Source organism: Kitasatospora sp. HUAS MG31 (assembly GCF_040571325.1).
Lineage (GTDB): Bacteria > Actinomycetota > Actinomycetes > Streptomycetales > Streptomycetaceae > Kitasatospora > Kitasatospora camelliae.
Genome location: NZ_CP159872.1, coordinates 6,995,715 through 7,021,922 on the forward strand (window position 1 = coordinate 6,995,715; position 26,208 = coordinate 7,021,922).

The following is a 26,208-nucleotide window of genomic DNA, read 5'->3' on the forward strand; positions in this document are numbered from 1 at the left end:
GTGGGCATGCGGGGCCGGACCGGGACCGGGCCCCCGCGAGGGGCGGGGGCCCGGTCAGGTCGTCACCGGCGTCAGCGTTACCGGCCTCAGCGCGGGGTGCCGAAGTCCTGGGTCCACCAGGGGCCGCCGGGTCCGAGGTGCACGCCGATGCCCAGTTCGGTGAAGTTGCAGTTGAGGATGTTGGCCCGGTGGCCGGGGCTGTTCATCCAGCTGTTCATCACCGCCGCGGCGTCCTTCTGGCCGCGGGCGATGTTCTCGCCCCAGCGGCTCCAGCGGTACCCGGCCCGCTCGATGCGCGGCTGCGGGCCCTCGCCGTCCGGGTTGGTGTGGTCGAAGAACCCCCGGGCCGCCATGTCGTCCGAGTGCGCCTGGGCGGCCGCGTCCAGCTGCGCGTTGCCCTTCACCGGGCTGCAGCCGTTGCGGCCGCGCTCCTGGTTGACCAGGTCGAGCACCTGCTGCCGGATCGCGTCCACGCTCTTGCCGCTGGGGCTGCCCGGCAGCGCCTTGGGGGCGGCCGGGCCGGTGGCCGGGGCGGTGGTGGTGGCGGCGGAGGGCGCGGCCGCCGGGGAGCCTGAGGCGCTGGGCGCCGGGGAGGCGGTGGGCGTCGCGGTCGCGGAGGCGTTCGGCGAGGGGGCGGTCGCCGTACCGTCCACCGCCGGTGCCTCGGTCGCCGCCGCGGCGACTTCCAGCGGGGCCGGCGGCTCGGCCACGCCGCCCGAGCCGCCGGGCGGGTCCAGCAGGCCGCTGGCCATCACCCCGGCCGCCGCCACGGTCAGCACGAGCGCGCCGGTCACCACGGCCTTGCCACGCCGCTTCGGGGCGGCCCTGCGTCTACCGCCGCGCCCCGGGCCGTTCCCCGCCCGGCGCTGCGCCCGCGGCACCCGCGGGCCGTACGCGGAGACCCGGGCGAGCACCTCGCGCTCGTCCTCCTCCGGGACGGGCACCAGGGCCAGACCGGCCAGCAGCCCCTCGGCGGGCAGCAGGCCGTCCCGCAGGTACGAGCACCCGGCGCAGTCGCGGGCGTGCTGGGCGACCAGCTTGCGCCACGGGGCGCTCGGTATGCCGTCCCAGCCGGCGAGGGCCTGGCCGAGCCACGGGCAGAGCGGCGTCATCGCCAGGGCCCGGACCACCACCCGGGAGATGTCCAGCCGGCCCCGCATCTTCTGGACCCGGGACGCCGCCTGCTCGGCCGACAGCTCCAGCGCCGCGCTCAGCTCGGACCGGGTGATGTGCCCGGAGGCCTCCAGCCACCAGAGGGCCAGCAGGTCCCGGTCCCCCTCGTCCAGCCAGCGGGTGGCCTCGGCCAGCTCCCGGTGCTGGTCGTACAGGCCCAGCTGGACGATGGTCAGGTTCACGAAGTCCGAGCCGGGATCCTGGGCGCCGGTGAGGCCCGACAGCGGGTCGAACGGGTCGGCGGGCCCGGCGGTCTCCCGGGCGTGGCGGACCCGGCTCACCGCGAGCGCCAGCAGCCACGGCCGGAACCCGGCGGGGTCGCCGAGTCCGGGCAGGCCGTCCACGGCGCGCCGCGCGGTCTCCCGGACCGCGTCGGCGCTGCCCGGGCGGCCCGACAGCGCCCGGCCGACGACGTTGTGGACCAGCGGGAGGTGTCCGCCGATCAGCTCGGCCGTGGCCTCGCCGTCGCCCGTCCACGCCCGCTCGACCAGTGCCGTGGTGCGCTCACCGTCCATTGCGGTCCACCCTCTGTGTCAGCCGTTCCGGTACTGCCCTACGCCTGGGGAGATCCGGCGGGTGACCGCCGATAACGAAAACCTGACCGAAAGCCCACCCGGTTCGCAGCGGATCCCGGTGGACCTTCGCGGAACCGTGGCCACCCTCACCCCGAACCGTCACACCCGGCACGTGGTCCGGCGCATTCGGTGACCCGCAGCGTACGCCCAGCGCCCGGGCGGTTTCCGGGCTCCCCCCGCGTACGCCCCGGCACGGCGAATTTCGGATGCGCGAGGGGAGGGGAATCGGCCACCCTGGCGCGATGGCGGGATCGATGATGACGACGGCGGCCGAGGGCGCGGCCGCGGGACTGGGCGTGGCGATGCCCCTGGGCGCGATCGGCGTCCTGCTGCTCCAGGAGGGCCGGCGCGGCTGGCGCACCGCCGCGAGCGCGGCCGCCGCGGTGGCCGCCGTGGACGGTGCGTACGCGGCGGTGGCCGTGCTGGTCGGGCCGCAGGTGGCCCGGGCGCTGGACGGCTGGCAGGGCTGGGTCCGGCTGGTCTCCGCCGTGGTGCTGGCGGTGATCGCCGCTCGTGGGCTGCTGTCGCTGCGGCACCCCGCCGGCGGCCCGGACGGCCCGGACGGCTCGGTCGGGTCGGCGGGCGACCGCAGCGGGCCCGGGCGGGCGTTCGTCCGGTTCGCGCTGCTCACCCTGGTCAACCCGCTCACCGCGTTGTACTTCACCGCCCTCACCACGGCCCGGGGCGACGCCGGCGGAGGCCCGGTCTACGTGGCCGCGGTGTTCGCCGCCTCGCTGCTGTGGCAGCAGCTGCTGGCCGGTGCCGGCGCGCTGGCCGGCGCCCGGCTCGGGCCCCGGGCCCGCCGCCTCACCTACGCCACCGGCTACGGGCTGGTCGGCTTCCTCGCCCTCCGGCTGGCGTGGCCGGGCTGACCGGTGCGCCCGGTGGACGCCCGGTTGCGCGGGTCGACCGGACGGGTTCGTTTGACGGCCGGTCAGTGCCTCCCAATAATCATGCCGCCGACAGGTTTTGATCACGGGGGTGAGCCATGAGCGGCGAAGGTTTCCACGCGGACCCACGGTCCATCAACGGCAACGCCCATCTCCTGGTGGAGATCGCCGGCCTGCTCCGGCAGGGCCGGCCCGACCAGGACACCGGCACCCTGACCCGGGTCCCGCACACCCATCCCGAGGTGGCCGCCGAAGCTGGCCGGTTCGCCGCGTTCGCCGGCGACCAGTACGGCGACCTGGTGGTGCTGCTGACCGCGCTGTCCACCGCCCTGCGGACCACCGCAGGCCACTACACCGAGGTGGACCGGCGGACCGAGGAGGACTTCTGGGCCTTCCTGGAGCAGTCCTCGCTCCGCCCGGCCCGGGCGGCCGGCCGATGACCTACGCCGCCGAGGTCCAGTACCTGGTCGACTGCAACCCCGCCCTGGTGGAGCGGAACGCCGCCGAGCACCGCCGGATCGCCGACCTGCTGCGCTCCGCCACGCCGTCCGTCCGCCGCGCCGAGCAGGTCGAGTGGACCAGCCGCGCCCGGGCCGGTTACGAGGCCCGGCTGCGCGACGTCCACGGCCTGGTCGACGGGCTGGCCGAGGGCTACGACGCGGCGAGCCGCGCGCTGCTCGGGTACGCCGACGCGCTGGAGACCGCCCAGGCCCAGCGCCGTACCGGCCGGGAGTACGAGCAGGAGCTGGCCGCCCTGTGCGACCGGGCCCGGTTCGGCAGCGGCGACGAGCCGATGCGCCGCTGGGAGGACCTGCGCGAGACCACCGGGCTCCTCGACTGGATGTCCGACCTGTTCAGCGACCCGGACGCGGTCCGCGAGCAGGCGGAGGACCGGTACGCCCGGACCTCCGCCGCGTTCGCGCAGGCGCTGCGCACCGAACAGGAGGCCCGCGGCCGGTGCGTCGCCGCGCTGAAGGCGGCCACGGCCCGGGTGCCGGAGTTCCGGACCGGCTTCAAGGACGCCGCCGCGCTGGTCGAGCGGATCGGCCGGCTGGGCGTGCTCGACGGCGAGGCGGCCGAGGCCGCCCACGACCCGCTGACCCGGCTGGCCGGCACCGGGGTGAAGGCGGACACCGCGCCCACCGTCGGCCCCCGGGCCGCGGTCTCGCCGGCCCTGACCCGGATCAGGTCGCTGCTGGCCGACCTGCCCGAGGGCGCCGGCAACAACTACTGGCTGCCGTCCGACAGCGACGACAGCCGCCGCCGGTGGATCGCCGCCAACCGGCCGCTGCTGCGGGCCGCGGCCGCCGAGAGCGGCCTGCCCGTCGACATGCTCGCCGGGATCGCCTGGCAGGAGGTGGAGGGCGACCCGGCGGTGGTGGACGACATCGCGTACCACGTCCGTCGGCTGGGCTCCGACGCGGCCGCCGACAAGACCTCGGTCGGGCCGCTGTCCATCCAGGTCCGCCGGGCGGCCGAGGTGCTGGGCTACGACCCGGCGCACCTGACCGAGGCCCAGCGGCACGAGGTGGTCTCGGCGGCCCGGGAGCCGGGCCAGAACATCTTCATCACCGCCCGCTACCTGGCCCAGCTCAAGGCGGAGAGCGGCTTCGCCGCGGTCGAGCCCGGCCGGATGACCGAGGACCAGTACCAGGAGCTGGCGGCCCGCTACAACGGCGGACCGTACTGGGAGAGCGAGCACGCCCAGGCGTACGGCCGCTCCTTCCGGGAGCGGCGCACGCTGGTCAAGGAGGCCCTGGCCGGGTAGCGGGCCGGAACCGGTCCGCCACCCGGCCCGCGCCGGTTACCGTCGTAGGAGCGGCGGCCCGTCACCGGGCCGGCCGCCCGACGCTCGCACCCCGGGAGGCCACCCGTGAGGAACCCGTACATGGCCCGCGGCCAGGACCCGGCCGGCTGGGTCACCGAGACGTTCCCCGGACCGCTGCGCCGGGCACTGGAGCAGCACGGCGGCGTCCCGCACACGGTCCGGGCGGTGGTGGCCCGGCAGCTGCCGCTGCGGACGGCCGAGCAGCTGCGGGAGCGGATCGAGCGGCGCTGGTACGAGCGGTACGCCCACCTGCCGGGCCAGGAGCTGCTGGACCGCGCCGACGAGATCGCGGTGGAGCTGGTGCGGGAGCCGGGCTGCGAGATCTCCAACCGGTGCGAGGACGGCTGGCTGCTGGACGAGGAGGCGATCTGCGCATGGTGCCAGCCCAGCGGGACGGTCTTCGACGTGCGGGAGCCGGACCTGGCCGGCGGCCGCCGCTCCAGCCCCGAGACGGTCTCCCGGATGGCCGCCGAGATCCGCGCCTCGATGCGGGCCGGCCGCCGCTACCGCCCCCAGCGCCCCTGAGGTCAGGACGGACCCGCCGCCGCGGCGCGCTTGATCGCCTCGCGGATCCGCCAGTACGTGCCGCAGCGGCAGACGTTCTCGATCCGGTCGATGTCGGCGTCCGTGGGGTTCGCGGTGCGGCGCAGCAGGGCGACCGCGGTCATGATCTGGCCCGGCTGGCAGAATCCGCACTGGGCGACGTCGCAGTCCAGCCACGCCTGCTGCACCGGGTGCAGGGTGTCGCCGTCGGCGAGGCCCTCGATGGTGGTGACCTCGCGCCCGGCGCAGTCCGCGACGGGCACCACGCAGGGCTGGATCTCCGCGCCGTCCAGGTGGCTGGTGCAGGCGCGGCACACGCCCACCCCGCAGCCGTACTTGGGGCCGGTGACGCCGAGCTTGTCGCGCAGCACCCACAGCAGCGGCATGTCGTCGGGGGCGTCCACGGTCACGGACCGGCCGTTGAGGACGAAGGTGTGAGCGGTCATCGGGCCGGTCCTCAGAAGTCGAGCGGGAAGCTGCGGGGGCGGGTGCCGGTGGCCCGGGCGTAGGCGTTGGCGACGGCGGCGGCCGCGGCGGGCACCCCGAGTTCGCCGGCGCCGCCGGGCGGGCCGGAGGGCGGCAGCAGGTGCACCTCGAAGGCGGGCGGGCTGTGCCGCTGCCTGGCGTAGTGGAAGTCGGCGTAACTGCCCTCGCGGACGGCGCCCTTGTCGATGTGCAGGCCGGCCTGCAGGGTCACCGAGATGCCGTCGACCACGGCGCCCATGAGCTGCGCCTCCAGGCCGCGCGGGTTGACGGCCCGGCCGACGTCGGCGGCCACCACCGCCTTGGTGACCCGGGGGTGGGCCGCATCGGTGCAGTCGATCTCGACCAGGCAGGCGACGCTGGAGCGGTGCTCCTCGTGGAAGGCGATGCCCTGGGCCTGCCCGGGCGGCATCGGGCGGCCCCACCGCCCGGCCGAGGCGGCCTTGTCGAGCACGGCCCGGCCGGTGGCGCTCGCCATCCGGGCGCGGCGGAAGGCCACCGGGTCCTGCCCGAGGGTCCGGGCCAGCTCGTCCGCCATGACCTCGTCCGCGACCCGGACCATGCCGGAGTAGACGGACCGCCAACTGCCGGTCGGGAAGGGCAGGTCCACCTCGGCGAGCAGCTGGGTGGTGACCCCGTACCCGTACGGGAGCTTCTCGGTGAGCAGGAAGAAGCCCTGGGCGAGGCTGAGCCCGGCGACCTGGAGGTCGAACCCGGCGGCGGTGAGCGCCTCGCCGAGGCCGTGCCGGAAGTCGGTCTTCACGGTGGCGACCCGGTGCTCGTAGGTGAGCACCTGGCCGAGCGCGTGGGTGGCGCGGATCCGGTGGTGGCTGGCGGGGCGCATCCGGCCGTGCCGCATGTCGTCGTTGCGGGTCCACATCAGCTTGACCGGGCGTCCCGCGGCGCGGGAGATCCGGGCGGCCTCCAGCGCGGCGTCGAAGAACAGCCGGCGCCCGAACGAGCCGCCGGCCCGCACCACGTGCACGGTCACCCGGTCGACGGGGAGGCCGAGTTCGGCGGCGATGGTCTGCTGGGCGACGATCGGCGACTGGGCGGCGAACCAGATCTCCGCCCGGTCGGCCCGGACGTCGGCCACGGCCGTGAGCACCTCCATCGGCGCGTGGCCGACGAAGGCGAAGGCGAACTCGGCGTCCACCGTGAGGGTGAGCAGCGGCGGCACCACGAACGGCGGGTGGGCGGCCCGCAGCCGGGCCCGGACGTCGGCGTCGGAGTACGCGGCGGCCGGGCCGGGCGCCCAGTCGACCTTCAGCGCGGCCTTGGCCTTCAGCGCCTGGTCGAAGGTCTCGGCCAGCACGGCGACCCCGGTGGCCACCTTCACCACGCCGAGCACCCCGGGCATCGCGGAGGCGGCCGAGGCGTCGTACGAGCGGACCGTGCCGCCGATGGTGGGCGGGCGCGAGACCACGGTGGGCACGGCCCCGGGGACGTCCAGGTCGCCGGCGTACCGCGCCCGGCCGGTGACGATGTCCCGGGCGTCGATCCGCCCGGTGGGCCGGCCGACCAGGCGTTGGCGCTCGGGCGGCTTGGGCCGTACGGGGACCTCCGGCACCAGCACCCCGGCCGCGGCCACGGCCAGCGACCCGTAGTCCGCGGTCCGGCCGTCGGGGGCGACCACCGCGCCGTCCCGGGTCTCCAGCTGCGCGGCGGGCAGGTCGAACCGGTGGGCGGCCGCCGTGACCAGCCGGGCCCGGGCGGCCGCGGCGGCGGCCCGGACCGGGTCGTACAGCGAGCGCACCGAGTTGGAGCCGCCGGTGAGCTGGTTGAACAGCAGCTCCGGGCGGGCCGGGGAGAGCGGGACGTCCACGTCCTCCAGCCGGGCGTCCAGCTCGTCGGCGACCAGCATCGCCATCGCGGTGGTGAGTCCCTGGCCGACTTCGGCGCGGGGCAGCTCCAGCACCACCCGGCCGGCCTCGGTGACCTCCAGCACCAGCAGGTGCGCGGTGGGGGCGCCGGCCAGGATCAGGGCGTCGCCCAGGTCGAGCAGGTCCGGGACGCCCGGCAGGGCCGCCGCGGGCGGGGTGTCCAGGGCGAGCCCGGCGCCGACGGCGAGCGCGGGGGCGGCGACCAGGTAGGTGAGGAAGCGGCGGCGGCCGACGGACTTCGGGCTGATCAACGACCCCTCCCGGGCGCGCGGGCGCGGGCCGCCGCGGGTGTGCCGGCCGTCACGCCGAGTGGTGCGAGGCGAGCATAGGGAGAAGCTACTGGTGGGTCAACATACGGCGGAAGGAGTTCCGGCGCCGGTCCTGGGCCGCTCAGTCGGCGGCCGGCAGCAGCTCCTCCACCGCACTGGTGCCGCGGCCCTCGCGGGACTCCCACGCCCAGGTCTCGTCCAGCCGCAGCCGCCCGTCCGGCAGCCGGGTCAGGGTGCTCACACACCGGCCGCCACTGGTCTCGCCGGCCCGGTTGAGCTGCACGTAGCGGAACGCCACGGTGTCGCCGAGCCGGGTGCCCACCAGGTGGCCGTGGACGACCTCACCGCCGGTGTACGCGGCCCACACCCGGCCGTCCAGCTCCCGGTAGTGGAACCGGGTGTCCGGGTCCACCTCGCCGTCGTCGGCGCGGGCGACCGGCGCGAACACCAGTCCGTCGAGCGAGGGCAGCATGGGCGGCTCCTTCCAGCGAGGTTCCCGGTGGAGGGCCCAGTCGATCACGAGATCCGCCGGTCGGGCGGGGTGCTTCCGGATACTGGGACGGGCGCGGTGCGCGCGGCCTCACAGGTAGTCCTCCAGCCGGGCGAGCGCGAAGCCCTGTGCGGTGACCGTGTCCAGGACCCGGCGGAGCATCTCCGGCATGGTGCCCTTCCAGTCCCCGGCCCCGCGGAAGTGGGTGAGGATGATGTCCCCCGGATGGAGCTTCTGGTCCGCGTACCGCCACTCCATCCGGTCCGGGAAGGCCTCCTCGTTCCACAGCGGCAGGGCCGTGATCCCGCACTCCCGGGCCACGGTCAGCGTGGCGTCGGTGTACTCGCCGTACGGCGGGCGGAACAGCGTCGGGCGGACGCCGAACTCGGCCTCCAGCCGGTCCTGCTGGCCGCATATCTCGCGGCGCTGGCCCGCGGCGTCCAGCCGGCGCAGGTCCGGGTGGGTGAGGGTGTGGTTCTGGATGCCCGCGCCCTGGTCCCGCAGGGCGCGGAAGTAGCCGTAGTCCGACCGCGCCAGGTAGTCCGACAGGAAGGCGCTCAGCGGAACACCCAGCTCACCGGCCATCCGGCGGAACTCCGGGTCCTTCTCGGCGCCGTCGTCCACGGTCAGGAACACCACCCGGGCGGCGGTCGGCACCCGGTAGACCACCGGCGGCAGGCCGGGCCGGGTCTTCACCCCGGGCTGCTCCACCAGCGCGGGCTTGACGGCGGGCGCCGGGGGCGCGGGCAGCGGCGCGGCCGCCAGCCCCCAGCGCTGGGCCACCGCCAGGGACTGATGCGCGGCCAGGTCGCGGCGGGCCTGTGCGGCCTGGCGCTGCTCCTGCTGGCGTGCGGCCCGGACGGGTGCGCCCTGCTGCGCTCCCTGCGCCGGCTGCGCGCCCTGCGCGGCAGCGGCTGCGGCGGCAGCTTGGGCGGTGGGTGCGGCGGGCGGTCCGGCGGGGACCGGACCGGTCTCCGGGGCCGCGGTGGGGGCGGCACAGCCGGCCAGCAGGAGGGCCAGGGCTATCCACCCGGCGGGCGCTCGACGGCGCCCCGAGGACGACGATATCGGCATACCGGCCGATGATCCCCAGGCCGTGGCGCCACCAACCACGCCGTACCCGTTCGGCGCAGGCCTCGGCGGACGGGAGCACACAGGGCGCACAGCCGTCCACCGGATGCTCCCGCACGCCCCCGTCTGATCCGCCGTCACCCGGGCGGAGCCCCCGGGCCGTCTGCCACCGTGAGCCGACCGCCGGGACGGTGCCCGGGCCCGCGACCACCGGGTCGGCGCACCGCACCGGCGGCGGAACGGCACACGACCGCGCGGCCCCGGACGACCCGGCGGCCGCAGACCCGAGGGAGGGCCATGGCACGCCGCTGGCTGGTGACGGGATGCTCGTCCGGACTGGGATCGGCCCTGGCGGCCGCCGCGGCCGAGGCCGGGGACACGGTGCTCGCCACCGCCCGCAAGCCGGCCGCCCTGGACGACCTGGTCAAGGCCCACCCCGACCGCGTCCTCACCGCCGCCCTGGACGTCCGCGACCCCGAGCAGTGCGAGGCCGCCGTGCAGACCGCCGTCGACCGGCTGGGCGGCGTGGACGTGCTGGTCAACAACGCCGGCAGCGGGCTGTTCGGCGCCGTGGAGGAGGTCGCCGACGAGGAGCTCCGCGAGCAGCTGGAGACCCTCCTGGTCGGCCCCTGGCGGCTGTCCCGGCTGGTCCTCCCGGTGATGCGGGCCCAGGGCGGCGGCCACATCGTCAACGTCTCCTCGATCGCCGGCCGGACCGCCTTCCCCGGCCTCGCCGCGTACGTCACCGGCAAGCACGCCCTGGAGGGGATGAGCCAGGCGCTGGCCGCCGAGGTCGGGGCGTTCGGCGTCAAGGTCAGCGTGATCGAGCCCGGCGGCTTCGCCACCCGGTACGGAGCGTCGCTGGCCGAGACCGCGCTGCGGCTGCCCGCCTACCGCGAGGCGACCGCGCTGATGCGCGAGCAGCTGCGCGGCATGGCGGAGAACACCGGGCTCAGCCGGCCCGAGGAGTTCGCCGAGCTGGTCCTCGCCCTGGTCGCCGCCGACCCCGCCCCGCTGCGCGTCCCGGTCGGCGTGGGCGCCTTCGAGCTGCTCGCCGCCGCCGAGGAGGCCGCCCGCACCGATCTGGCCGCCGCCCGCGCCCTGGTCCTGGGCGAGGACTGACCCGGGTACGGCCGGGTCGCTGATCCACCGGGTTGACACCCCCAGCGACCCGGCGTACAGAAAAAGACATGCGCCAGGGTGAGTCGGGGGACCAGCACGGCCCGCCCCCGACCGAGGGCAGCGGCCCGACCGAGGGCGACGGGACGGTCGTCGGCGACGGCCGTCCCCTGTGGCGCTCCGCCGTCGAACGGGACCTGGCCGACACCCTGCTGCGCACCGTCCGCGGCGCCTCCGCCTACGGCGGCGTGCTCTACCTGCGCTCGGCCGACCGCCGGTCGCTGGTGGTGAGCGCCGTCGTGGGCGTGCCGCTGCACCTGATCAGCGGTTTCCGGCGGATCCCGGTGGCCGCCCCGCTGCCCCCCGCGGAGGCGTACCGGACCGGCCGGACGATCCTGCTCGGCGACGCCGACGAGACGATGCGCCGCTACCCCCGGCTCGCCGTCGGCCTCCCGTACGTGTACGCCACCGGCTACACCCCGCTGATCGCCGGCGACCGGACCTTCGGCGCCCTGGCGGTGCTCTGGCCGTACGACGCCGGCGGGCCGCCGACCACCGCCCGGCGGCAGCTGCGCTCGGCCGCCAACCGGATGGCCGCCGCGCTCGCCCCGTACGGAGACGAGGTGGCCGCGGAGGGCGACCCGGCCGTCGTCCCGCTGCCGCTCGCGGACGGCTTCGGCAGCCGGGTCGGCCTGTTCGAGTGGGACCTCGACGGCGGGCGGCTGACCGTGGACGACGAGCTCCGCGAGATCCTCGGCCTGGACGACGCCTTCGACGGCCGGGCCGCCACCCTCACCGAGCGGCTCGCCCCGGAGGACGTCCCGCTGCTGCACGACGCGGCCCGGCGGGCGGCGTACCAGGGCGAGCCCTTCGCCCGGCAGGTCCGGGTGCGCGACGCCCGCGGCGGCTACCGCACGGTGGAACTGCGCGGCCGGGCCCTGGCCGGCTCCGCCACCCTGGTGGTCGCCGTCCTCGACACCAGCGCGCACACCGCCGCCGCGGCCGCCGTGGAACGCCTCCGCGACGGCGTCTTCGCCCTCGACGCCGACGGCCGGGTCACCTACGTCAACCGCAGCGCCGAACTGCTGCTGGAGGCCGGCCGGGCCCAGCTGCTCGCCCGGCACCCCTGGGACGTGCTGCCCTGGCTCGCCGACCCGGCCTACGAGGACCGCTACCGGGCCGCCATGCTCTCCCAGCAGCCCACCGCCTTCCTCGCCTGCCGCCCGCCCGACGGCTGGCTCGCCTTCTCCCTCTACCCGGACGCCCACGGCCTCACCGGCCGGATCATCCCCGCCGGCGAGCCCGGCGGCCACCACCGCACCCTGCCGGAGGCCCGCCCGCCACCCCCGCCAGCGTCGGCGCCACCTACCACCTGCTCCAGCTCGCCAGCGCCCTCACCGAGGCGGTCACCGTCCGCGAGGTCTGCGACTGCGTGATCGACCAGATCCTGCCCGGCTTCGGCGGCCAGGAGATGGCCCTCTACCTGGCCCGCGGCGGCCGGATGCACCTGATCGCCGAGAGCGGCTACCCCGACGGCTTCCTGGACCCCTTCGAGGGCACCCCGGTCCGCGCCCGGCTCCCGGGCACCGAGGTGTTCGCCACCGGCGCGCCCGCCTTCTTCGAGAACGAGCGCGAACTCACCGCCGCGTACCCCGGCATCCCGAAGGACCAGATGCGGGCCTGGGCCTTCCTCCCGCTGATCGCCTCCGGCCACCCCGTCGGCAGCTGCATCCTCGGCTTCGACCAGCCCCGCGCCTTCACCACCGAGGACCGCTCGGTGCTCACCGCCCTCGGCGGCCTGATCGCCCAGGCCCTGGAGCGGGCCCGCCTCTACGACGCCGAGTTCGCCCTCGCCCGCGGCCTCCAGCAGGCCCTGCTGCCGCACCGCCTGCCCGCCGTCCCCGGCCTCGCCAACGCCGCCCGCTACCTGCCCGGCACCCGCGGCATGGAGATCGGCGGCGACTGGTACGACGCCATCCCCGGCACCCGCGGCCTCTACCTGGTCATCGGCGACGTCGAGGGCCACAACGTCGGCGCCGCCGCCACCATGGGCCAGCTGCGCTCCGCCGTCCGCGCCTTCGCCACCGGCGGCAGCCCGCCCGAGGTCGTCCTGGCCCGGACCAACCAGCTGCTGCTCGACCTGGACGCCGGCCTGCTCGCCAGCTGCTGCCTGCTCCAGCTCGACCCGGTCTCCGGACACGCCCGCGGCGTCCGGGCCGGCCACCTGCCGCCGCTGATCCGGTACCCCGACGGCCGGACCGAGACCCTCGACCTGGACGGCGGGCCGCTGCTCGGCATCATCCGCGACGTCGACTACCCGGTCACCGAGTTCACCGTGCCCTCCGGCGCGATCATCGCCCTCTACACCGACGGCCTGGTCGAGGACCCGGACATCCCCATCGAGCAGGGCATCGACCGGCTCCGCAGCGCCCTCGCCCACGCCGACCCGGACACCCTCGACCCCGCCCGGCTCACCGACCTCGCCGACTTCCTGCTCGGCCACGCCCGCCGATCCACCCAACGCGCCGACGACGTGGCCCTGTTGCTGACCCGCCGGACCTGAGCCCGCCTGCCGCGGCCGGACCCGAGCCCGCCCGCCGCGGCCGGGCCGTCCGTACGCTCCGCCCGGCCCCGACTTTCGTCGGTGTCCGCCGACGACCAACGGCGGCGGCGCGCGCCGCCGGACTGCCGCTAACCTCGCCCGGTGAGCCCGATACCCGCGAAGCTGCTGCGCCGTGCCCTGCCCGGCCCCTGGACGACCCGCCGCACCCTCCGCGAGTGCGGCGCCGCCCTGGCCCTGGGACTGCTCGCCGCCGGTCTGGAGGCCCTCGGCACCTTTCACGCCGGGCAGACCGCCCTGGTCGGACTCGCCGTCACCGCGCTCTACCTGCTGCGCCGCGGCCTGCCGGGACCGGTCCTGGTGCTCGCCGCCGCCGGGGCCGGCTGGCCGGCCGGATTCCTCCCCGCGCTGGTGTTCGCGGGCTTCTCGGCCGGCCGGCGGATCGCCCGCCCGGTGCTGCTCGGCGCGGTCTTCTCGGTCGCCTTCCTCGCCCTGTGCGGCGTCGCCGTCCAGAAGGAGGGCGGCGAGGTCCCGCTGCGCGCATTCGCCCTCGGCCTGGCCGTCGGGTTCCTGGTGCTGGCCGTGCTGCCCGCCGTCTTCGGCCGCTACCGCGCGCAGCGCCGCGCCCTGCACACCGAGCGCACCGCGCACCTGCACCGCGAGCGGGTGATGATCGCCCATCAGGCCCGGCTCCGCGAGCGGCACCGGATCGCCCAGGACATGCACGACAGCCTCGGCCACCAGCTCGCGCTGATCGCCGTGCACACCGGCGCCCTGGAGGTGGACCGCACCCTCACCGAACGCCAGCGCGAGGCCGTCTCGGTGCTCCGCCAGGCCGCCACCGGTGCGATGCGCGAACTGCGCGAGGTGGTCGGCCTGTTGCGCGACGACACGCTGCCCGAGGCCGGCGGCGCGGACGCCGTCGAGCGGCTCGCCGACGCCTCCCGCGCCGCCGGGACGGAGGTGGCGCTGCGTCAGGACGGCGAGATCCGCCCGCTGGCCGCCGCCACCGGCCACGCCGCGTACAGGATCGTCCAGGAGGGCCTGACCAACGCCCACAAGCACGCCCCGACCGCGCCGATCGCCGTGGTGCTGCGCTACGAGCCGGACACCCTGGTGGTGGAGGTGGTCAACGGGCCGGCACCGGACGCGGCGCCCGCCGTCAGCGGCGGCCAGGGCCTCACCGGTCTGCGCGAGCGGGCCCGGCTGCTCGGCGGCATCGTCCACGCCGGCCCCACCCCCGACGGCGGCTACCGGCTCGCCGGCCTCCTCCCGTACGACACCGCCCGCGGCCCGGCCGGCGACGAGCCCGAACTGGACACCCTGCCCGCCGACGCCGCGCCCTCCCGCCGCCGCCGGCCCGCCCTCGGGTGCGCGCTCGGGGCCGGGATCGTGGTGCTCACCTCCATCGCCGTGATGGTCTGGGGCGGCATCACCTTCGTCCAGTCGCTGGACGACGCCACCATCTCCAAGTCCCGGTACGACAGCCTGGAGGTCGGCCGCCCGGAGAGCGAGATCCAGGACCAACTGCCGCCCGGCAGCGACTTCTTCTCCGGCGAGCTGCGCAAGCACGGGCCGCCGGTGCCGCCCGGGGCCAGCTGCCGGTGGTTCATCACGGACGGCGGGGACGACGCGGGCGGAGGGACATCGGGCGGCGGGGACGGGGACTGGGCGGCCCGGTTCTGCTTCCGGGACGGGCTGCTGATCGAGAAACAGCACTATCGTGCGAACGTATAGTCAGCCCAGCGTGCCCAGTCCAGGAGCGTCCCGCCCGTGATCCGTCCGCCCGCCATCCGTGTCCTCGTGGCCGACGACGAACCGCTGATCCGGGCCGGCATCCGGATGATCCTCACCTCGGCCGAGGACATCGAGGTGGTCGCCGAGGCGGCGGACGGGCGCGAGGCCCTGGAACTGGCCCGGGCGCACCCGGTGGACGTGGTGCTGCTCGACATCCAGATGCCCGTGATGGACGGGCTCACCGCGCTCGCCGAACTGCGGCGGACCGTGCCGGGAGCCCGGGCGATCGTCCTCACCACCTTCGGCGAGCGGGAGAACGTGCTGCGGGCGATCGGGGCCGGGGGAGCCGGGTTCCTGCTCAAGGACACCGCCCCAGGCGAACTGATCCAGGCCGTCCGGGCCGCCGCCACCGGCCACGCCTTCCTCTCGCCCGCCGCCACCCGGCACATCGTCGACAGCCTCGCCACCGGCCCCGCCACCGCCCGCGGCGAGGCCGCCCGCACCCGGCTCGCCGTCCTGTCGGAACGGGAACGCGAGGTCGTCGAGCTCCTCGGCGAGGGCCTCTCCAACGCGGACGCCGGCCACCGCCTCCACATGAGCGAGGCCACCGTCAAGGCGTACGTCTCCCGCATCCTCGCCAAACTCCAGGTGGACAACCGCGTCCAGGCCGCCCTGCTGGCGCGCGACGCGGCGCTCTGACCCGCGGGGACGGCCCACGAGACCCTGAGGGCTGCCCGATCGCGCTTCCGGTGGGGTCAGGCGGCGCGGGCCTGTCCGGCGGCGGGCAGCCGGGTGTGGGCGACCATGGTAGGAGTCAGGGTGGGCGCGCCACCCGCGTGGCCACCCGCACCGCCACCACCGAGGGAGGACGCCGTGGGTTTCGCCGACGACCACCTGATCCCCCTGGTCGACGCCGGCTTGGGCAACAGCTCCTACCTGGTCGACCTCGGCGACGGACGCGCCCTCGCCGTGGACGCCTCCCGCGACCTGCGGGCCCTGCGCCGGGCCGCCGCGGCCCGGGGCCTCACGGTGGCGTTCGCCGCCGACACCCACCTGCACGCGGACTTCCTCACCGGCGCCGTCCAGCTCGCGGCCGACGAGGGCGCCGCCGTGCTGGCCTCCGCGGCCGGCCGGCGCAGCTTCCCGCACACCGCCCTGGGCGACGGCGACGAAGTGGACCTGGGCGGCCTCACCCTGCGCGCTCTGGCCACCCCCGGCCACACCGACGAGCACCTGTCCTTCCTGCTCCTCGACGACGGCCGCGAGCTGGGGGTGTTCACCGGCGGCTCGCTCATCGTCGGCTCCGCCGCCCGGACCGACCTCCAGGGCGCCGACCGGGCCGAGGAGCTCGCCCGCGCCCAGTACCGCTCGCTGAGGCGGCTGGCCGCCCTGCCGGACGCCACCGCGGTCTGGCCCACCCACGGCGCCGGGTCGTTCTGCTCCGCCCCGCCGGGACAGGAGCGGACCACCACCATCGGCGCCCAGAAGCGGGCCAACCAGCTGCTCGCCGCCGAGGACGAGGACGCCTTCGTGGCCGCGCTGCTGGGCAGTCTCGGCTCGTACCCCGCCTACTTCGACCGGCTCGCCGAGCTCAACCGCCGCGGCCCGGTCCTGTTGCCCACCGCCCCCGGGCTGCGCCCGCTCACCCCGGCCGCCGTCCGGGACCTGCTGGCCGACGGCGCGGTGGCGGTGGACGCCCGGCCGATCGCCGAGTTCGCGGCGGGCCACCTGCCCGGTGCCTTCTGCGACCCGCTGCGGCCGGCGTTCGCGACCTGGCTGGGCTGGTTGCTGCCCCCGGACGTCCCGCTGGTGGTGGTCCTCGGACCCGGCCAGGACCCGGCCGAACTCGCCTGGCAGGCCGCGAAGATCGGCTACGACCGGCTGGCCGGACAACTCGCCGGCGGCATGGACGCCTGGCGCGCGGACGGCGGCCCGACCGAGACGCTCGAGCTGCTGACGGCCGACCGGATCGGCGACCGGCCGGTCCTGGACGTCCGCCAGGACGCCGAGTTCGCCGCCGGCCACCTGCCCGGCGCCGCCCACACCGAGCTCGGCGCGCTCGCGGACGACGAGCGGGGGGCGGCCGACGGGACGGTGGTGATGTGCGCCCACGGCGAGCGCGCGACGACCGCCGCCAGTCTGCTCGCCGCCCGCGGCGCCCGCGACCTCGCCGTCCTGGCCGGGGGCGCGCCCGCCTGGGCGCGGGCGACCGGCCGCCGGCTGGAGGAGGGAGGCCGGTGACCGCCCCCGTCACCGCCCCGGCCCCGGCCGGATCCGGATCGGGCGCAAACACCTGATCACCGCCGGGATGCTGCTGCAGGGCGCCGCCGTCGCGCTGGTCGCCGTGGGCGGCACCTTCCCGGTGCGGGCGCTCGCCCAGGTGCTGCCCGGCGCCGGGACGGCCCTGGTGGACCCGGCCCCGCTCGCCGTGGCCGGGGACGTCGCCCACCCGGCCTGGCGGGCCCGCGCGGTCGGCGTGTACCGGCTGTGGCGCGACGGCGGATTCGCGGTCGGCGCCCTGCTCGCCGGCGCCCTGGCCGACGCGTACGGGCTGACCGCCGCGATCCGGGCGGTCGCCGCGCTCACCGCGGCCGCCGGCGTGGTGGTGGCGGTCCGGATGGACGAGACCGTACGAGACCCGTCCACGGCCCGGGCGCGGGTAGCGGGACCGCGGGTGGGGGTCCGACCGGGGTGAGGGACCAGGGGGGCTCAGGCGCGGGTTCGGGCGGTGCTCAGACGCTGCCGCAGGCCTGGGCGAGGTCGGCCTGGGTCCGGTCGAGCTCGCCGGTGAGCTGGGCCCGCAGGGTCGGCAGCAGCGACAGCGCGGCGCGGGCGGCCTCGGGTGTGGGGGAGGGGTCGGTCCGGGCGGCGGTGACGGCGGCCCTCACCGGCATGGTGGCGAGCGCGGTCTCCCAGGCGATCCGGTGGATGCCCGCGGCGTAGCGGGCCGTCAGGTACTCCAGCGGCCGCAGGGCCAGCCCCTCGCGGTCCTCCGGTCCGGCCAGCCGGTCGCTGGGCAGGAGCCAGGCGATCCCGTCCCGGGCGACCAGCTGGAACGCCCGGCTCTCGTCCGGTACCGCCCAGCGCCCGCCCTCCGCGGTGGCCGCCTGGAGCAGCCGCTCCAGCATCGCGGCCTCCCGCGGCCCGGAGGGCCGGTCCGGGAACGCCTGGTCGGCGAGGATCTGCTCCAGGTGGTAGCGCTGGCCCCAGCTGCCCACCCAGCGGCGCATCGCGCCGGCCCGGGTCTCCCGGATGGCGGCCAGCACCAGCGCCCGGGTGGTCAGGTCGCGCCGGACGACCAGCGCGGCGGCCTCCGCGCCGGAGTGCCGCAGGGTGGTGCGGACGGCATCGGTGGTGGGCCCGTCGTACCAGCGGAGCATCCAGCTGCGGCGCCCCGGGTCGTACTGCGGCTCGATCGCGGTGCGGTAGTGCGCGGTGAGACGGTCGGCGAGCCGGCGCACGCGCGGCGCGCGCTCGCGGTGGGAGGTCGGCATGGCCGTACGGTAACGGCGCCGGTCGGCCCGGGACGGCAGGGCGCGGCAGGGATCACCCCGTCAGCGCTGGGCCGCCGGTCCGCCCGGGTGAACTCCGCGGACGGACCGTGCCGTCTCGTCAGGGGCCTCTCAGGGGGTGGGCCGACCCGGACCGACCGGCGATCGGGGGGCAGCGTCGCCATGGCCGGTCGGTCTCAGCGGAACTCGATGGTCCGCAGCTCCAGCGCCCCCGGACGGTCCAGCAGCACCGCCGAGGCCAGCCCGCCGAGGGCGAACGCCGCGGCGCCGGTCAGCCGGGACCGCAGGTCGGCGGTGGCCCGCCGGTGCCGGGCGAAGGCGTACGCGGAGACCGTGCGGCCGCGGGCGCGCTGGCCCTGCCGGGCCTCCGCCGCGCTCGCGTCCAGGAGTATCAGGTGCAGGCCGCGCCCCTGACGGGCCGCCGACCGGGCCAGCCAGGACCGCACCCAGGGCAGCGTCCCGCAGTCGTGGACGACCAGTGGCCCACCGGCCAGCAGCGCCCGCCGCAGCCCCCGGTAGTGGCTCAGCCGGACCAGCGGCCGGTACAGCGCGTACGGCACCCAGCCGGGCAGCCGGTCCTGGTAGCGCCGGCGGGTGCGCTGGGAGTCCACCACCGGCGCCCCGGCGCAGCGCTTGATCAGGGTGCTCTTGCCGCTGCCCGGCAGCCCGGAGACCACCACCAGGTCGCCGGCCGGGTACCGCAGCGCGGCCGGCACGGCCCCCCGGCGCAGGTCGTGCAGGCCGGACGGGCGCAGCTCACCGGACCGGTCCGGTGTCGGGGCGGCCCCGGCCTCCGGGCCGGTCCCGGGTCTGACGGACTCCCGCACGGCCGGCCTCCTTCGCCTCTCCCCGCCCCGACGGCCTCCCGAGTGGAAAGCCTTCACCAAGGAAGGGTAATGGCCGCCGCCCTCCACGCCGACGGCTGTGACACTGCTGTGGCCTGCGGCGCTGTCCTGGGACGTCCCCGTGACACACCCCGCGGCACGCCCTCGCGGACCGATCGGGGAACCGGCCCCGGCGGTTGCGGCGTGGTGGGTGTACGGACTCGGTGTACGGACTCCCCGGGACGGCGCCGAGGACCGGTCCCCGCCACGGGTTGTGACGGTGCTGTAGCGGATTCCTGACCGGCCGGGCGATCTTGCCGCGACAGGGCGTGACATCCTGGTCAGCTCAGGCAAGCCCGCTGGCGGCTCGCGGTGGACGGGATGGTGGGGGATGAGGTTCTGCTTCCTGGTCGAGGAGCACTACCGGAACGACGGGATGCCGCTCGACGTGGTGCGGCGCCTGCGCGAGTGGGGCCACGAGGTGGACGTGCTGCGCCCCGGCGGCTCGCTGCTCGATCTGGACACGGTGGTCCGGGCCGGACGGCATGACGCCTGGGTGCTGAAGACGGTCTCCGGCGGCCCGGGCCTCGGCCTGCTGGAGGCCGCCGCCTCGCTCGGCCTCACCACGGTCAACGACGCCCGGGCCATCCGTCCGGTCCGCGACAAGGCCCAGGCCGCCGTGCTGGCCGCCCACCACGGCCTGCCGGTGCCGCGCACCTGGGCCGCCGCCGACCCGCTGGAGTTCGCGCCGATACCCGACGCCTGGTACCCGCTGGTGGTCAAGCCCGCCGACGGCAGCTCCGGACGGGCCGTCCACCTCCTCGAACGACCCGACCAACTCGCCTCGCTCGCTGAGGAGTTCGCCGACGAGGGGCTGCTGATCGCGCAGCCGTACGTGCCCAACTCCGGGACCGACCTCAAGGTGTACTGCGCGGACGGCGAACTCTTCGCCACCGAGCGGACCTCCCCGCTGCACCCCCACCACCCGCACCGGGAACAGCCGGTCGCACTCAGCCGGGAGGTCGCCGAGGTCGCCGCCCGGGTCGGCGAGGTGTACGGCCTCGACCTCTACGGCGTGGACGTGCTGCTCGGCCCCGACGGGCCGGTGGTGGTGGACGTCAACGACTTCCCCAGCTTCCGCCAGGTGCCCGACGCGGTCTCCAAGGTCGCCGACGCGGTGCTCCGGCTCGCCCGGGCCGGGTCCTGCTGGTCCGCCGTCCGCGCCCCGCGCGCCGTCGCCGTCAACGCGGTCGCCGTCAACGCGGTGGCGGGTACGGCCGTGGCGGTCAACGCGCTGTGAGGATCGGCCTGATCACGGCGAACCCGGACCACCCGCTGCTCGCCGACACCGCCCGCCTGCTGCGCGCCGCCGGCCACCTGGTCACCCGGACCACCGGCGAGGACGAGGCCGTGGACGTCCAGCTGCTCAAGGCCCGCACCCCGGAGGCGGTGGCGCTCGCCCGCCGGTACGAGGCGGCCGGGGTTCCGGTGCTCAACTCGGCCGACTCCACCGGCTTCTGCCAGGACCGGCTGGCGATGGCCCGGCTCGCCGAGGCGGCCGGGCTGCCGTTCGCCCGGACCGTGGAGAGCGCGGCTGGCGCGGATGAACCGTCGTTCGCGGCGGGCCCGTTGGTGGTGAAGAGCCGGCACAGCCGGCGCGGCGACCTGGTGGCCCGGGTGGACGGACCCGCGCAGGTGCGGGTCCTCGCCGAGCGGTGGCCCGGCGAGGACCTGGTCCTCCAGGAGCTGGCGCCCAACAGTGGCTGGGACCACAAGATCTGGGTGGTGGCCGGCCGGGTGTTCGCGGAACTCCGCCGCTCCGAACTGGCCGAGGGGACCGGTCGCCGGCAGCTGGACACCCTGCCCGACGGCTACCGCGAACTCGCCCTCCGCACGGGCGAGGTGTTCGGCCTGGACGTCTACGGGGTGGACGTGCTGGACGTCGCCGGCTCGCCGTTGATCGTCGACGTCAACGCCTTTCCCGGCATCCGCGGTCAGCAGGGCGCCCCGGCCGCCCTCGCCGACCTCGCCCTCGCCGCCGCGGACGGCCGGCACCTGCCGCGTACGGCGCCGGTCGCCGCCTGACCGCCGAGGGGTGCCCGGCGGCGGGAAACCCGGGTGCCCCGGGGAGGGGCCGGCTGGGAGGATGCCGGGATGGACGAGACTCTGCGGACGGCCGGTGACCTGCTCGGCACCCGGCTCCACGACCCGGTCGACCTCGGCGGCAGCCCCCGCAGCACGGTGCTGCGCTGCCGGACGGACGAGGGCGGGACGGTGGTGGTGAAGGCCTTCGAACCTGAGCCGGACAGCCTGCGCGGGTTCGGCGCCGAGGCCGCCGGACTGGCGCTCGGCCTCGCCGGACCGCGGCTGCTCGGGGTCGCCCCGGACGCCGCCCGTCCGCTGCTGGTGATGGCCGACCTGGGCACCGCCCCGACCCTGGCCGACCTGCTGCTCGGCGACGACCCCAAGGCCGCCGTCGACGCCCTGCTCGCCTGGTCCAGGGGCCTCGGCCGGCTCGCCGCCGGTTCGGTCGGCCACCGCGAGGAGTTCGTCCGCGCCACCGAGCGGTACGCCGGGGGCCGGCCGCTGTGGAGCGAGGAGCGCTGGGTCGAGAAGGCCACCGAGCAGCTGTGGCCGGTGCTCGCCCGACTCGGCGTCGACGCCCCGCCCGGCCTGGCCGGGGAACTCGCCGAGATCGCCGGGATCACCGACGACCCGTACCAGGGCTTCACCCCCGGTGACACCTGCCCCGACAACAACCTGATCACCCCGCAGGGCCTGGAACTGATCGACTTCGAGACCTGCGGCTACCAGTCGGTCTTCCTGACCGCCGCGTACTGCCGGATGCCGTTCTCCACCTGCTGGTGCGTGTTCGAGCTGCCCGAGCAGCTCGCCCAGGAGATCGAGGACACCTACCGGGCGGAGGTCACCGGGGTCTTCCCCGCGCTGGCCGAGGACGCGGTCTGGGAGGCCGGGGTCCGCAGGGCCGTCGCCGCCTGGACGGTCAACGCCACGACCCGGCTGACCAACTACCCGCCGGAGCAGGCGATGCACCGCTCACGGCGGCCGGTCGCCTCGGCGGGGCAGGTCCTGGCCCACCGGTGGCGGACGGCGGAGGCGGTGACGGGAGTCGAGTTCCCCGCGTACGCGGAGACGATGCGGCGGCTGCTGGAGAAGGTGGCGTCCGGCTGGGACCTCCCCCGCCTCCCGGGGTACCCGGCGCTGAGCTGAGGTCTGCAGGGTGTCGGGGCCTGCCAGGTGCGCCGGGGTTCACCAGTCGGTGGGGCGGACCTCGAAGGCGGTGAGGCCCTCGGGGGGTTCCTCGGTGGTGTGGAGGGCCTCGACCACGGCGCGGCTGGGACCGCGGCGGGCCCAGGCGAGGAGGCGGTCGACGGCGTCGGGTGTGCCCTCGAAGACGGCCTCCACCCGGCCGTCCGGCAGGTTCCGCACCCAGCCGGTGACCCCGTGCCGGACCGCCTCCTGCCGGCAGGAGTCACGGAAGAACACGCCCTGGACCACTCCGGACACCAGCACACGACGACGGATCATCCTCAGCCCTCACCTCGGTGGTACGGCGATACCGCTATACCGCACCGACGACCGGTGCGGGCGCCGCCGACACGGCCACCGGCTCCGGTACGGCCATCCGCCGCCCGAACGGCCGCCAGACCAGGACGGTCAGCGCCCCCATGACCGTGGCCGCCACCCAGTACGGTCCGGTGATCCCGAGCCGGGCGGCGAGCGGGCCGCCGATCGCGGCGCCGACGGCCGCCCCGCCGACCACCACCGTCATGAACACGCTGGTGACCCGCCCGCGCAGCTCGTCCGGGACGGCCCGCTGGCGCAGCGTCGCGTCCACCGAGTTCCACACCGAGGCGTGCGCGCCGAAGGCGAGCAGCACGGCGGCGGCGACCCAGGCCGTCCCGGCGAGGGCCAGGCCGACGTGGGTCAGCGACTCGACCACCAGGCCGGCCCGGAGCAGCGTGGAGGTGCTGAACCGGGCCTGCAGCCACGGCGCCACCAGCGAACCGGCCAGGCCGCCCGCCGCGCTGACGGTGAGCATCACGCCGTACCCGAGCTCGGAGACGCCGAGGTGCTCGCGGCAGTACAGGACCAGGGTGGAGAAGCAGGAGAACAGGGTGACGTTCATCAGGCAGAGCACCAGGGAGAGGGTGCGGATCGCGGGCTGGTGCCAGAGCCAGCGCACGCCGTCCGCGATGTCCGCCCGGACCGAGCCGCGCTCCGCGGCGGGTGCGGGCCGCTCCCGGCCGACCCCGCGCAGGGCGGACATCAGCAGGGCGGCGAGGGCGAAGGAGACCGCGTTGACGCCGATCGGCAGGCCCGCCGCGATGCCGAACAGCGCGGCACCCAGCGGCGGGGCGGCGAACTTGTTGACCACGTAGAACGCGCTCTGCAGGCGGGCGTTGGCCCGGGGCAGGTCCTCGGGGGCGACCACGGTGGGGATCATCGCCGCGGAGGCGTTGTCCCCGAGCGTCTCGCAGCAGCCCAGCAGGAAGCCCACCGCGTACACCAGCGGGATGGACACCGCCTCCGCGTAGACCGCCAGCGCGAGGGCGCCGACCAGCACGGCGCGGGTGGCGTTCATCGCCACGATCAGCCGGCGGCGGTCGATCCGGTCCACGACCACGCCGCTGATCAGGGAGAACAGCAGCCAGGGCAGCTGCTGGGCGAACATCGCCATACCCACCAGGACCGGGTCGGTGGTGAGCGAGGCCACCAGCAGCGGGGCCGCGGCCGCGGCGATGCCGTCGCCGACGTTGGAGACGGTCGCCGCCGCCCACAGCGTGTTGAAGTTCCTGCCCAGCCCGGCCATCCGCCTGCCCCGTTCCCGTCCACCCGCCGAAGCCCGCGAGCGTAGGCGAGCGAGCGGAAGGTCCGCACCCGGATTTCCCGGCCCGCCGGGGGCGGACGGCGGTACGGGTCAGTAGGGGCAGCGAGGTTGGACCAGGACGGTGGCCCCGGGGAGCTCGGCGATCAGGGTATGCAGCTCCCAGGGGTCGGGCGGGGTCAGACCGGTTCGTCGAGGCCGGTGAGGAGGCGGGCGGTGTCGAGGCCGATGGTGAGGTAGTCGGTGAACAGGGGGTTGTTGAGGGCCCAGGGGGAGCGGCGGCGGCGGATGAGGGCGGCGGCGGATTCCAGGTCGTGGCCGAGGTGGAGCAGGGTCTGGGCGACCACCAGGCCGGAGCGGTTGTAGCCGGAGTGGCAGCGGACCAGGACGGTCCGGCCGGCCTGCCGGGCGGCGGTGGTGGCCTGCGCCAACTCCTGGACGGTACCGAGCTGTTCGGCGGTCAGCGGGCCGTCGGGCATCTCGCCGACCAGGTGCGGGACGTCCGGGTCGGGGCCGTGGCCGGGGCGGGAGTACAGGCTGACGACGAGGTCGAACTGGCGGTGGACGACCGCGGGCTGGAGTTCTCCGGTGCGGTCCGTCCAGTGGTGGCCGCCCATCCAGAGGCCCGTGGTGATCTCGTTCCACGGTTCCTCGGGTCCGGGCGTGCCGCGGTCCTTCTGACGTGTCCTCATGACAGCCTCCCGGCGGACCAGCGGCGGGGCGGGGCAGGGCGTTCCCGGGGTGTTCGCGGGGCGTTCCGTGGGGCGCGGGGAGCCCGGCGCGGTGGGACGGGTGACGGGCGTCGCCCTCCGTCGTCGCGCGGGTCCCCGCGCCCTACGCGGGGTCAGTGCTCGTGGGTGGCGGCCTGGATCTTCTGCCAGGAGCGGGGCTCGGTGGGCGCGGTGGTGCGGGCGGCGAAGCCGACCGAGCCGGTGGGGACGGTGGGGGCGGCGGGCTTGGCGGCGGTGAACAGCCAGGTGTCGAAGACCTCCGCGAGGGAGCGGCCGGCGGTCTTCTCGGCGTAGGCGCGGAAGTCGGCGACGGTGGCGTTGCCGAAGCGCCGCTCGGCGGGCCAGCCGCGCAGGATCTCGAAGAACTTCTGGTCGCCGACGGTGTTCCGCAGGGCGTGCACGGCCACCGCGCCGCGGTCGTACACGGGGAGGGCGAACTGCTCGTCGGGGCCGGGGTCGCCGGGCTTGACGGTCCAGAACGGGTCCTCGGCGGGGTGCGAGGCGTAGACCCAGTCGGCGAGTTCCTGGGCGGTGCCCTCGCCCTCGCTCTCGGACCAGAGCCACTGGGCGTACCGGGCGAAGCCCTCGTTCAGCCAGATGTCGCTCCACCGCTGGACGGAGACGCTGTCGCCGTACCACTGGTGGGCAAGCTCGTGGACCACCACGGAGGTGTTGGAGCCGTTGGCGAACTGCCGGGGGCTGTAGAAGACCCGGGTCTGGCTCTCCAGGGCGTAGCGGGTGGTGACGTTGGGGACGTAGCCGCCGGCGGAGGTGAAGGGGTACGGGCCGAGGTAGCCGCTGAGCCAGTCGACGATCTCGCCGGTGCGCTCGACGCTGGCGCGGGCGGCGCCGTCGTTGTCGCCGAGGTCCTTGCTGTAGGCGTTGACCACGGGGATGCCGCTGGGGCTGGTGCCGGTGGTGATGTCGAACTTCCCGACGGCGAGGGTGGCGAGGTAGGTGGCCTGGGGCTTGGTCTGGCGCCAGTTGTAGCGGGTCCAGCCGAGTTCGGAGCGCTGGGAGACCAGGGTGCCGTTGCTGATCGCCTGGGTGCCGTCCGGGACGGCCACGGAGACGTCGAAGGTGGCCTTGTCGAAGGGGTGGTCGTTGCTGGGGAACCACCACCAGGCGCCCTCGGGCTCGCCGGCGATCACGCCGCCGTCGGGGGTGCGCAGCCAGGCGTTGAAGCCGTAGCGGACGGTCTTGGAGGGGACGCCGCGGTAGCGGACGACCACGGTGGCCCGGCTGCCCCGGGCGAGCGGTGCGGCGGGGGTGACCTCCAGCTCCTGCTCGCCGGTCGACCTGTAGGCGGCGGGGCGGCCGTTGACCAGGACCTCGTCCACGTCGAGGGCGAAGTCCAGGTTGAACCGGGAGAGGTTCTCGGTGGCGGTGGCGAGGATGGTGGTGGTGCCCTGGAGCTGGTCGGTCTCCGGCTGGTACCTGAGCCGGATGTCGTAGTGCGAGACGTCGTAGCCGCCGTTGCCGTACGTCGGGTAGTAGGCGTCCCCGGCGCCGGCGGCGCCCGGGGTCGGGGCGGCCGCCGCGGCGGGGTCGGCCAGGAGCAGCAAGGTGGCTGCTGCGGCGGCGGCCGTGATCATCCTCTTGCGCACGGGATCCTCCGGTACGAGCGGGGACAGGGACAGTTGACGGTATGCCAGGTCCCCGGTCCCCGCC

Annotated in this window: 25 protein-coding genes; 14 read left to right on the forward strand and 11 right to left on the reverse strand. The window is 76.0% G+C overall.

Annotated features, from left to right (window positions below):
- Positions 1-86 precede the first annotated feature (86 nt).
- Complete coding sequence (locus ABWK59_RS31505) at positions 87-1,688, reverse strand: CAP domain-containing protein (protein WP_354644064.1); 1,602 nt, start codon at positions 1,686-1,688, stop codon at positions 87-89.
- Between the two features lie 302 nt (positions 1,689-1,990).
- On the opposite strand from ABWK59_RS31505, the gene ABWK59_RS31510 reads away from it, so the two are divergent.
- The 4 genes from ABWK59_RS31510 (at position 1,991) to ABWK59_RS31525 (ending at position 4,991) form a co-directional block, all read left to right on the forward strand.
- The gene (locus tag ABWK59_RS31510) at positions 1,991-2,620 is read left to right on the forward strand and encodes a LysE family transporter (protein ID WP_354644065.1); all 630 of its coding nucleotides are present in this window, start codon (positions 1,991-1,993) and stop codon (positions 2,618-2,620) included.
- 116 nt (positions 2,621-2,736) lie between these two features.
- A complete protein-coding gene (locus ABWK59_RS31515) occupies positions 2,737-3,078 on the forward strand; it encodes a hypothetical protein (RefSeq protein WP_354644066.1) in 342 nt (113 codons plus the stop codon).
- Positions 3,075-4,406 carry a hypothetical protein gene (locus tag ABWK59_RS31520; RefSeq protein ID WP_354644067.1) on the forward strand — a complete coding sequence of 444 codons (1,332 nt, stop codon included), beginning with the start codon at positions 3,075-3,077 and terminating at the stop codon, positions 4,404-4,406. Before ABWK59_RS31515 ends, ABWK59_RS31520 begins: the two co-directional genes overlap by 4 nt.
- A 105-nt stretch (positions 4,407-4,511) precedes the next feature.
- Positions 4,512-4,991 carry a hypothetical protein gene (locus ABWK59_RS31525; protein ID WP_354644068.1) on the forward strand — a complete coding sequence of 160 codons (480 nt, stop codon included), beginning with the start codon at positions 4,512-4,514 and terminating at the stop codon, positions 4,989-4,991.
- Positions 4,992-4,993: 2 nt separating this feature from the next.
- Here the strand turns inward: ABWK59_RS31525 and ABWK59_RS31530 are convergent, their stop codons facing one another.
- The 4 genes from ABWK59_RS31530 to ABWK59_RS31545 all read right to left on the reverse strand — a co-directional run bounded on the left by ABWK59_RS31530 (position 4,994) and on the right by ABWK59_RS31545 (position 9,208).
- Positions 4,994-5,455: a (2Fe-2S)-binding protein gene (locus ABWK59_RS31530; RefSeq protein WP_354644069.1), complete on the reverse strand. Its 462-nt coding sequence runs from the start codon at positions 5,453-5,455 to the stop codon at positions 4,994-4,996.
- Positions 5,456-5,466: 11 nt separating this feature from the next.
- The gene (locus tag ABWK59_RS31535; protein ID WP_354644070.1) at positions 5,467-7,626 is read right to left on the reverse strand and encodes a molybdopterin cofactor-binding domain-containing protein; all 2,160 of its coding nucleotides are present in this window, start codon (positions 7,624-7,626) and stop codon (positions 5,467-5,469) included.
- Between the two features lie 139 nt (positions 7,627-7,765).
- Complete coding sequence (locus ABWK59_RS31540) at positions 7,766-8,116, reverse strand: hypothetical protein (RefSeq protein WP_354644071.1); 351 nt, start codon at positions 8,114-8,116, stop codon at positions 7,766-7,768.
- A 108-nt stretch (positions 8,117-8,224) separates the two neighbouring features.
- Positions 8,225-9,208, reverse strand: a complete 984-nt coding sequence (locus tag ABWK59_RS31545) for a polysaccharide deacetylase family protein (protein ID WP_354644072.1) — start codon at positions 9,206-9,208, stop codon at positions 8,225-8,227.
- A gap of 294 nt (positions 9,209-9,502) precedes the next feature.
- On the opposite strand from ABWK59_RS31545, the gene ABWK59_RS31550 reads away from it, so the two are divergent.
- From ABWK59_RS31550 to ABWK59_RS31580, 7 genes are all read left to right on the forward strand, one after another.
- Positions 9,503-10,327 carry an SDR family NAD(P)-dependent oxidoreductase gene (locus tag ABWK59_RS31550; protein ID WP_354644073.1) on the forward strand — a complete coding sequence of 275 codons (825 nt, stop codon included), beginning with the start codon at positions 9,503-9,505 and terminating at the stop codon, positions 10,325-10,327.
- Positions 10,328-10,395: 68 nt separating this feature from the next.
- Positions 10,396-11,760 carry a PAS domain-containing protein gene (locus tag ABWK59_RS31555; RefSeq protein WP_354644074.1) on the forward strand — a complete coding sequence of 455 codons (1,365 nt, stop codon included), beginning with the start codon at positions 10,396-10,398 and terminating at the stop codon, positions 11,758-11,760.
- Positions 11,757-12,887, forward strand: coding sequence for a PP2C family protein-serine/threonine phosphatase (locus ABWK59_RS31560; protein WP_354644075.1), 1,131 nt, complete (start codon positions 11,757-11,759; stop codon positions 12,885-12,887). Before ABWK59_RS31555 ends, ABWK59_RS31560 begins: the two co-directional genes overlap by 4 nt.
- Before the next feature lie 141 nt (positions 12,888-13,028).
- The gene (locus ABWK59_RS31565; RefSeq protein ID WP_354644076.1) at positions 13,029-14,621 is read left to right on the forward strand and encodes a sensor histidine kinase; all 1,593 of its coding nucleotides are present in this window, start codon (positions 13,029-13,031) and stop codon (positions 14,619-14,621) included.
- Between the two features lie 39 nt (positions 14,622-14,660).
- Complete coding sequence (locus ABWK59_RS31570; RefSeq protein ID WP_354645164.1) at positions 14,661-15,320, forward strand: response regulator transcription factor; 660 nt, start codon at positions 14,661-14,663, stop codon at positions 15,318-15,320.
- A 174-nt stretch (positions 15,321-15,494) separates the two neighbouring features.
- Entirely contained in the window at positions 15,495-16,862 is a 1,368-nt protein-coding gene (locus ABWK59_RS31575) for an MBL fold metallo-hydrolase (RefSeq protein ID WP_354644077.1), read from the forward strand.
- A 37-nt stretch (positions 16,863-16,899) separates the two neighbouring features.
- Entirely contained in the window at positions 16,900-17,316 is a 417-nt protein-coding gene (locus ABWK59_RS31580; protein WP_354645165.1) for an MFS transporter, read from the forward strand.
- Between the two features lie 37 nt (positions 17,317-17,353).
- Here ABWK59_RS31580 and ABWK59_RS31585 read toward each other — a convergent pair whose 3' ends face one another.
- Both ABWK59_RS31585 and ABWK59_RS31590 read right to left on the reverse strand, forming a co-directional pair.
- A complete protein-coding gene (locus tag ABWK59_RS31585) occupies positions 17,354-18,115 on the reverse strand; it encodes a hypothetical protein (RefSeq protein ID WP_354644078.1) in 762 nt (253 codons plus the stop codon).
- Between the two features lie 194 nt (positions 18,116-18,309).
- Entirely contained in the window at positions 18,310-18,960 is a 651-nt protein-coding gene (locus tag ABWK59_RS31590) for an AAA family ATPase (protein ID WP_420492878.1), read from the reverse strand.
- Between the two features lie 388 nt (positions 18,961-19,348).
- Between ABWK59_RS31590 and ABWK59_RS31595 the strand changes: the two genes are divergently transcribed.
- The 3 genes from ABWK59_RS31595 (at position 19,349) to ABWK59_RS31605 (ending at position 22,188) form a co-directional block, all read left to right on the forward strand.
- A complete protein-coding gene (locus tag ABWK59_RS31595; protein WP_354644079.1) occupies positions 19,349-20,257 on the forward strand; it encodes an ATP-grasp domain-containing protein in 909 nt (302 codons plus the stop codon).
- Positions 20,254-21,042, forward strand: a complete 789-nt coding sequence (locus ABWK59_RS31600) for an ATP-grasp domain-containing protein (RefSeq protein WP_354644080.1) — start codon at positions 20,254-20,256, stop codon at positions 21,040-21,042. The genes ABWK59_RS31595 and ABWK59_RS31600 overlap by 4 nt, the downstream gene beginning before the upstream one ends.
- A gap of 69 nt (positions 21,043-21,111) precedes the next feature.
- A complete protein-coding gene (locus ABWK59_RS31605) occupies positions 21,112-22,188 on the forward strand; it encodes a hypothetical protein (protein ID WP_354644081.1) in 1,077 nt (358 codons plus the stop codon).
- A 39-nt stretch (positions 22,189-22,227) separates the two neighbouring features.
- Here the strand turns inward: ABWK59_RS31605 and ABWK59_RS31610 are convergent, their stop codons facing one another.
- From ABWK59_RS31610 to ABWK59_RS31625, 4 genes are all read right to left on the reverse strand, one after another.
- A complete protein-coding gene (locus ABWK59_RS31610; protein ID WP_354644082.1) occupies positions 22,228-22,506 on the reverse strand; it encodes an acylphosphatase in 279 nt (92 codons plus the stop codon).
- 34 nt (positions 22,507-22,540) lie between these two features.
- Positions 22,541-23,791 carry an MFS transporter gene (locus ABWK59_RS31615; RefSeq protein WP_354644083.1) on the reverse strand — a complete coding sequence of 417 codons (1,251 nt, stop codon included), beginning with the start codon at positions 23,789-23,791 and terminating at the stop codon, positions 22,541-22,543.
- Between the two features lie 194 nt (positions 23,792-23,985).
- Complete coding sequence (locus ABWK59_RS31620; RefSeq protein WP_354644084.1) at positions 23,986-24,498, reverse strand: protein-tyrosine phosphatase family protein; 513 nt, start codon at positions 24,496-24,498, stop codon at positions 23,986-23,988.
- A 152-nt stretch (positions 24,499-24,650) separates the two neighbouring features.
- Complete coding sequence (locus ABWK59_RS31625) at positions 24,651-26,132, reverse strand: M1 family metallopeptidase (RefSeq protein ID WP_420492958.1); 1,482 nt, start codon at positions 26,130-26,132, stop codon at positions 24,651-24,653.
- Between the last annotated feature and the right edge of the window lie 76 nt (positions 26,133-26,208).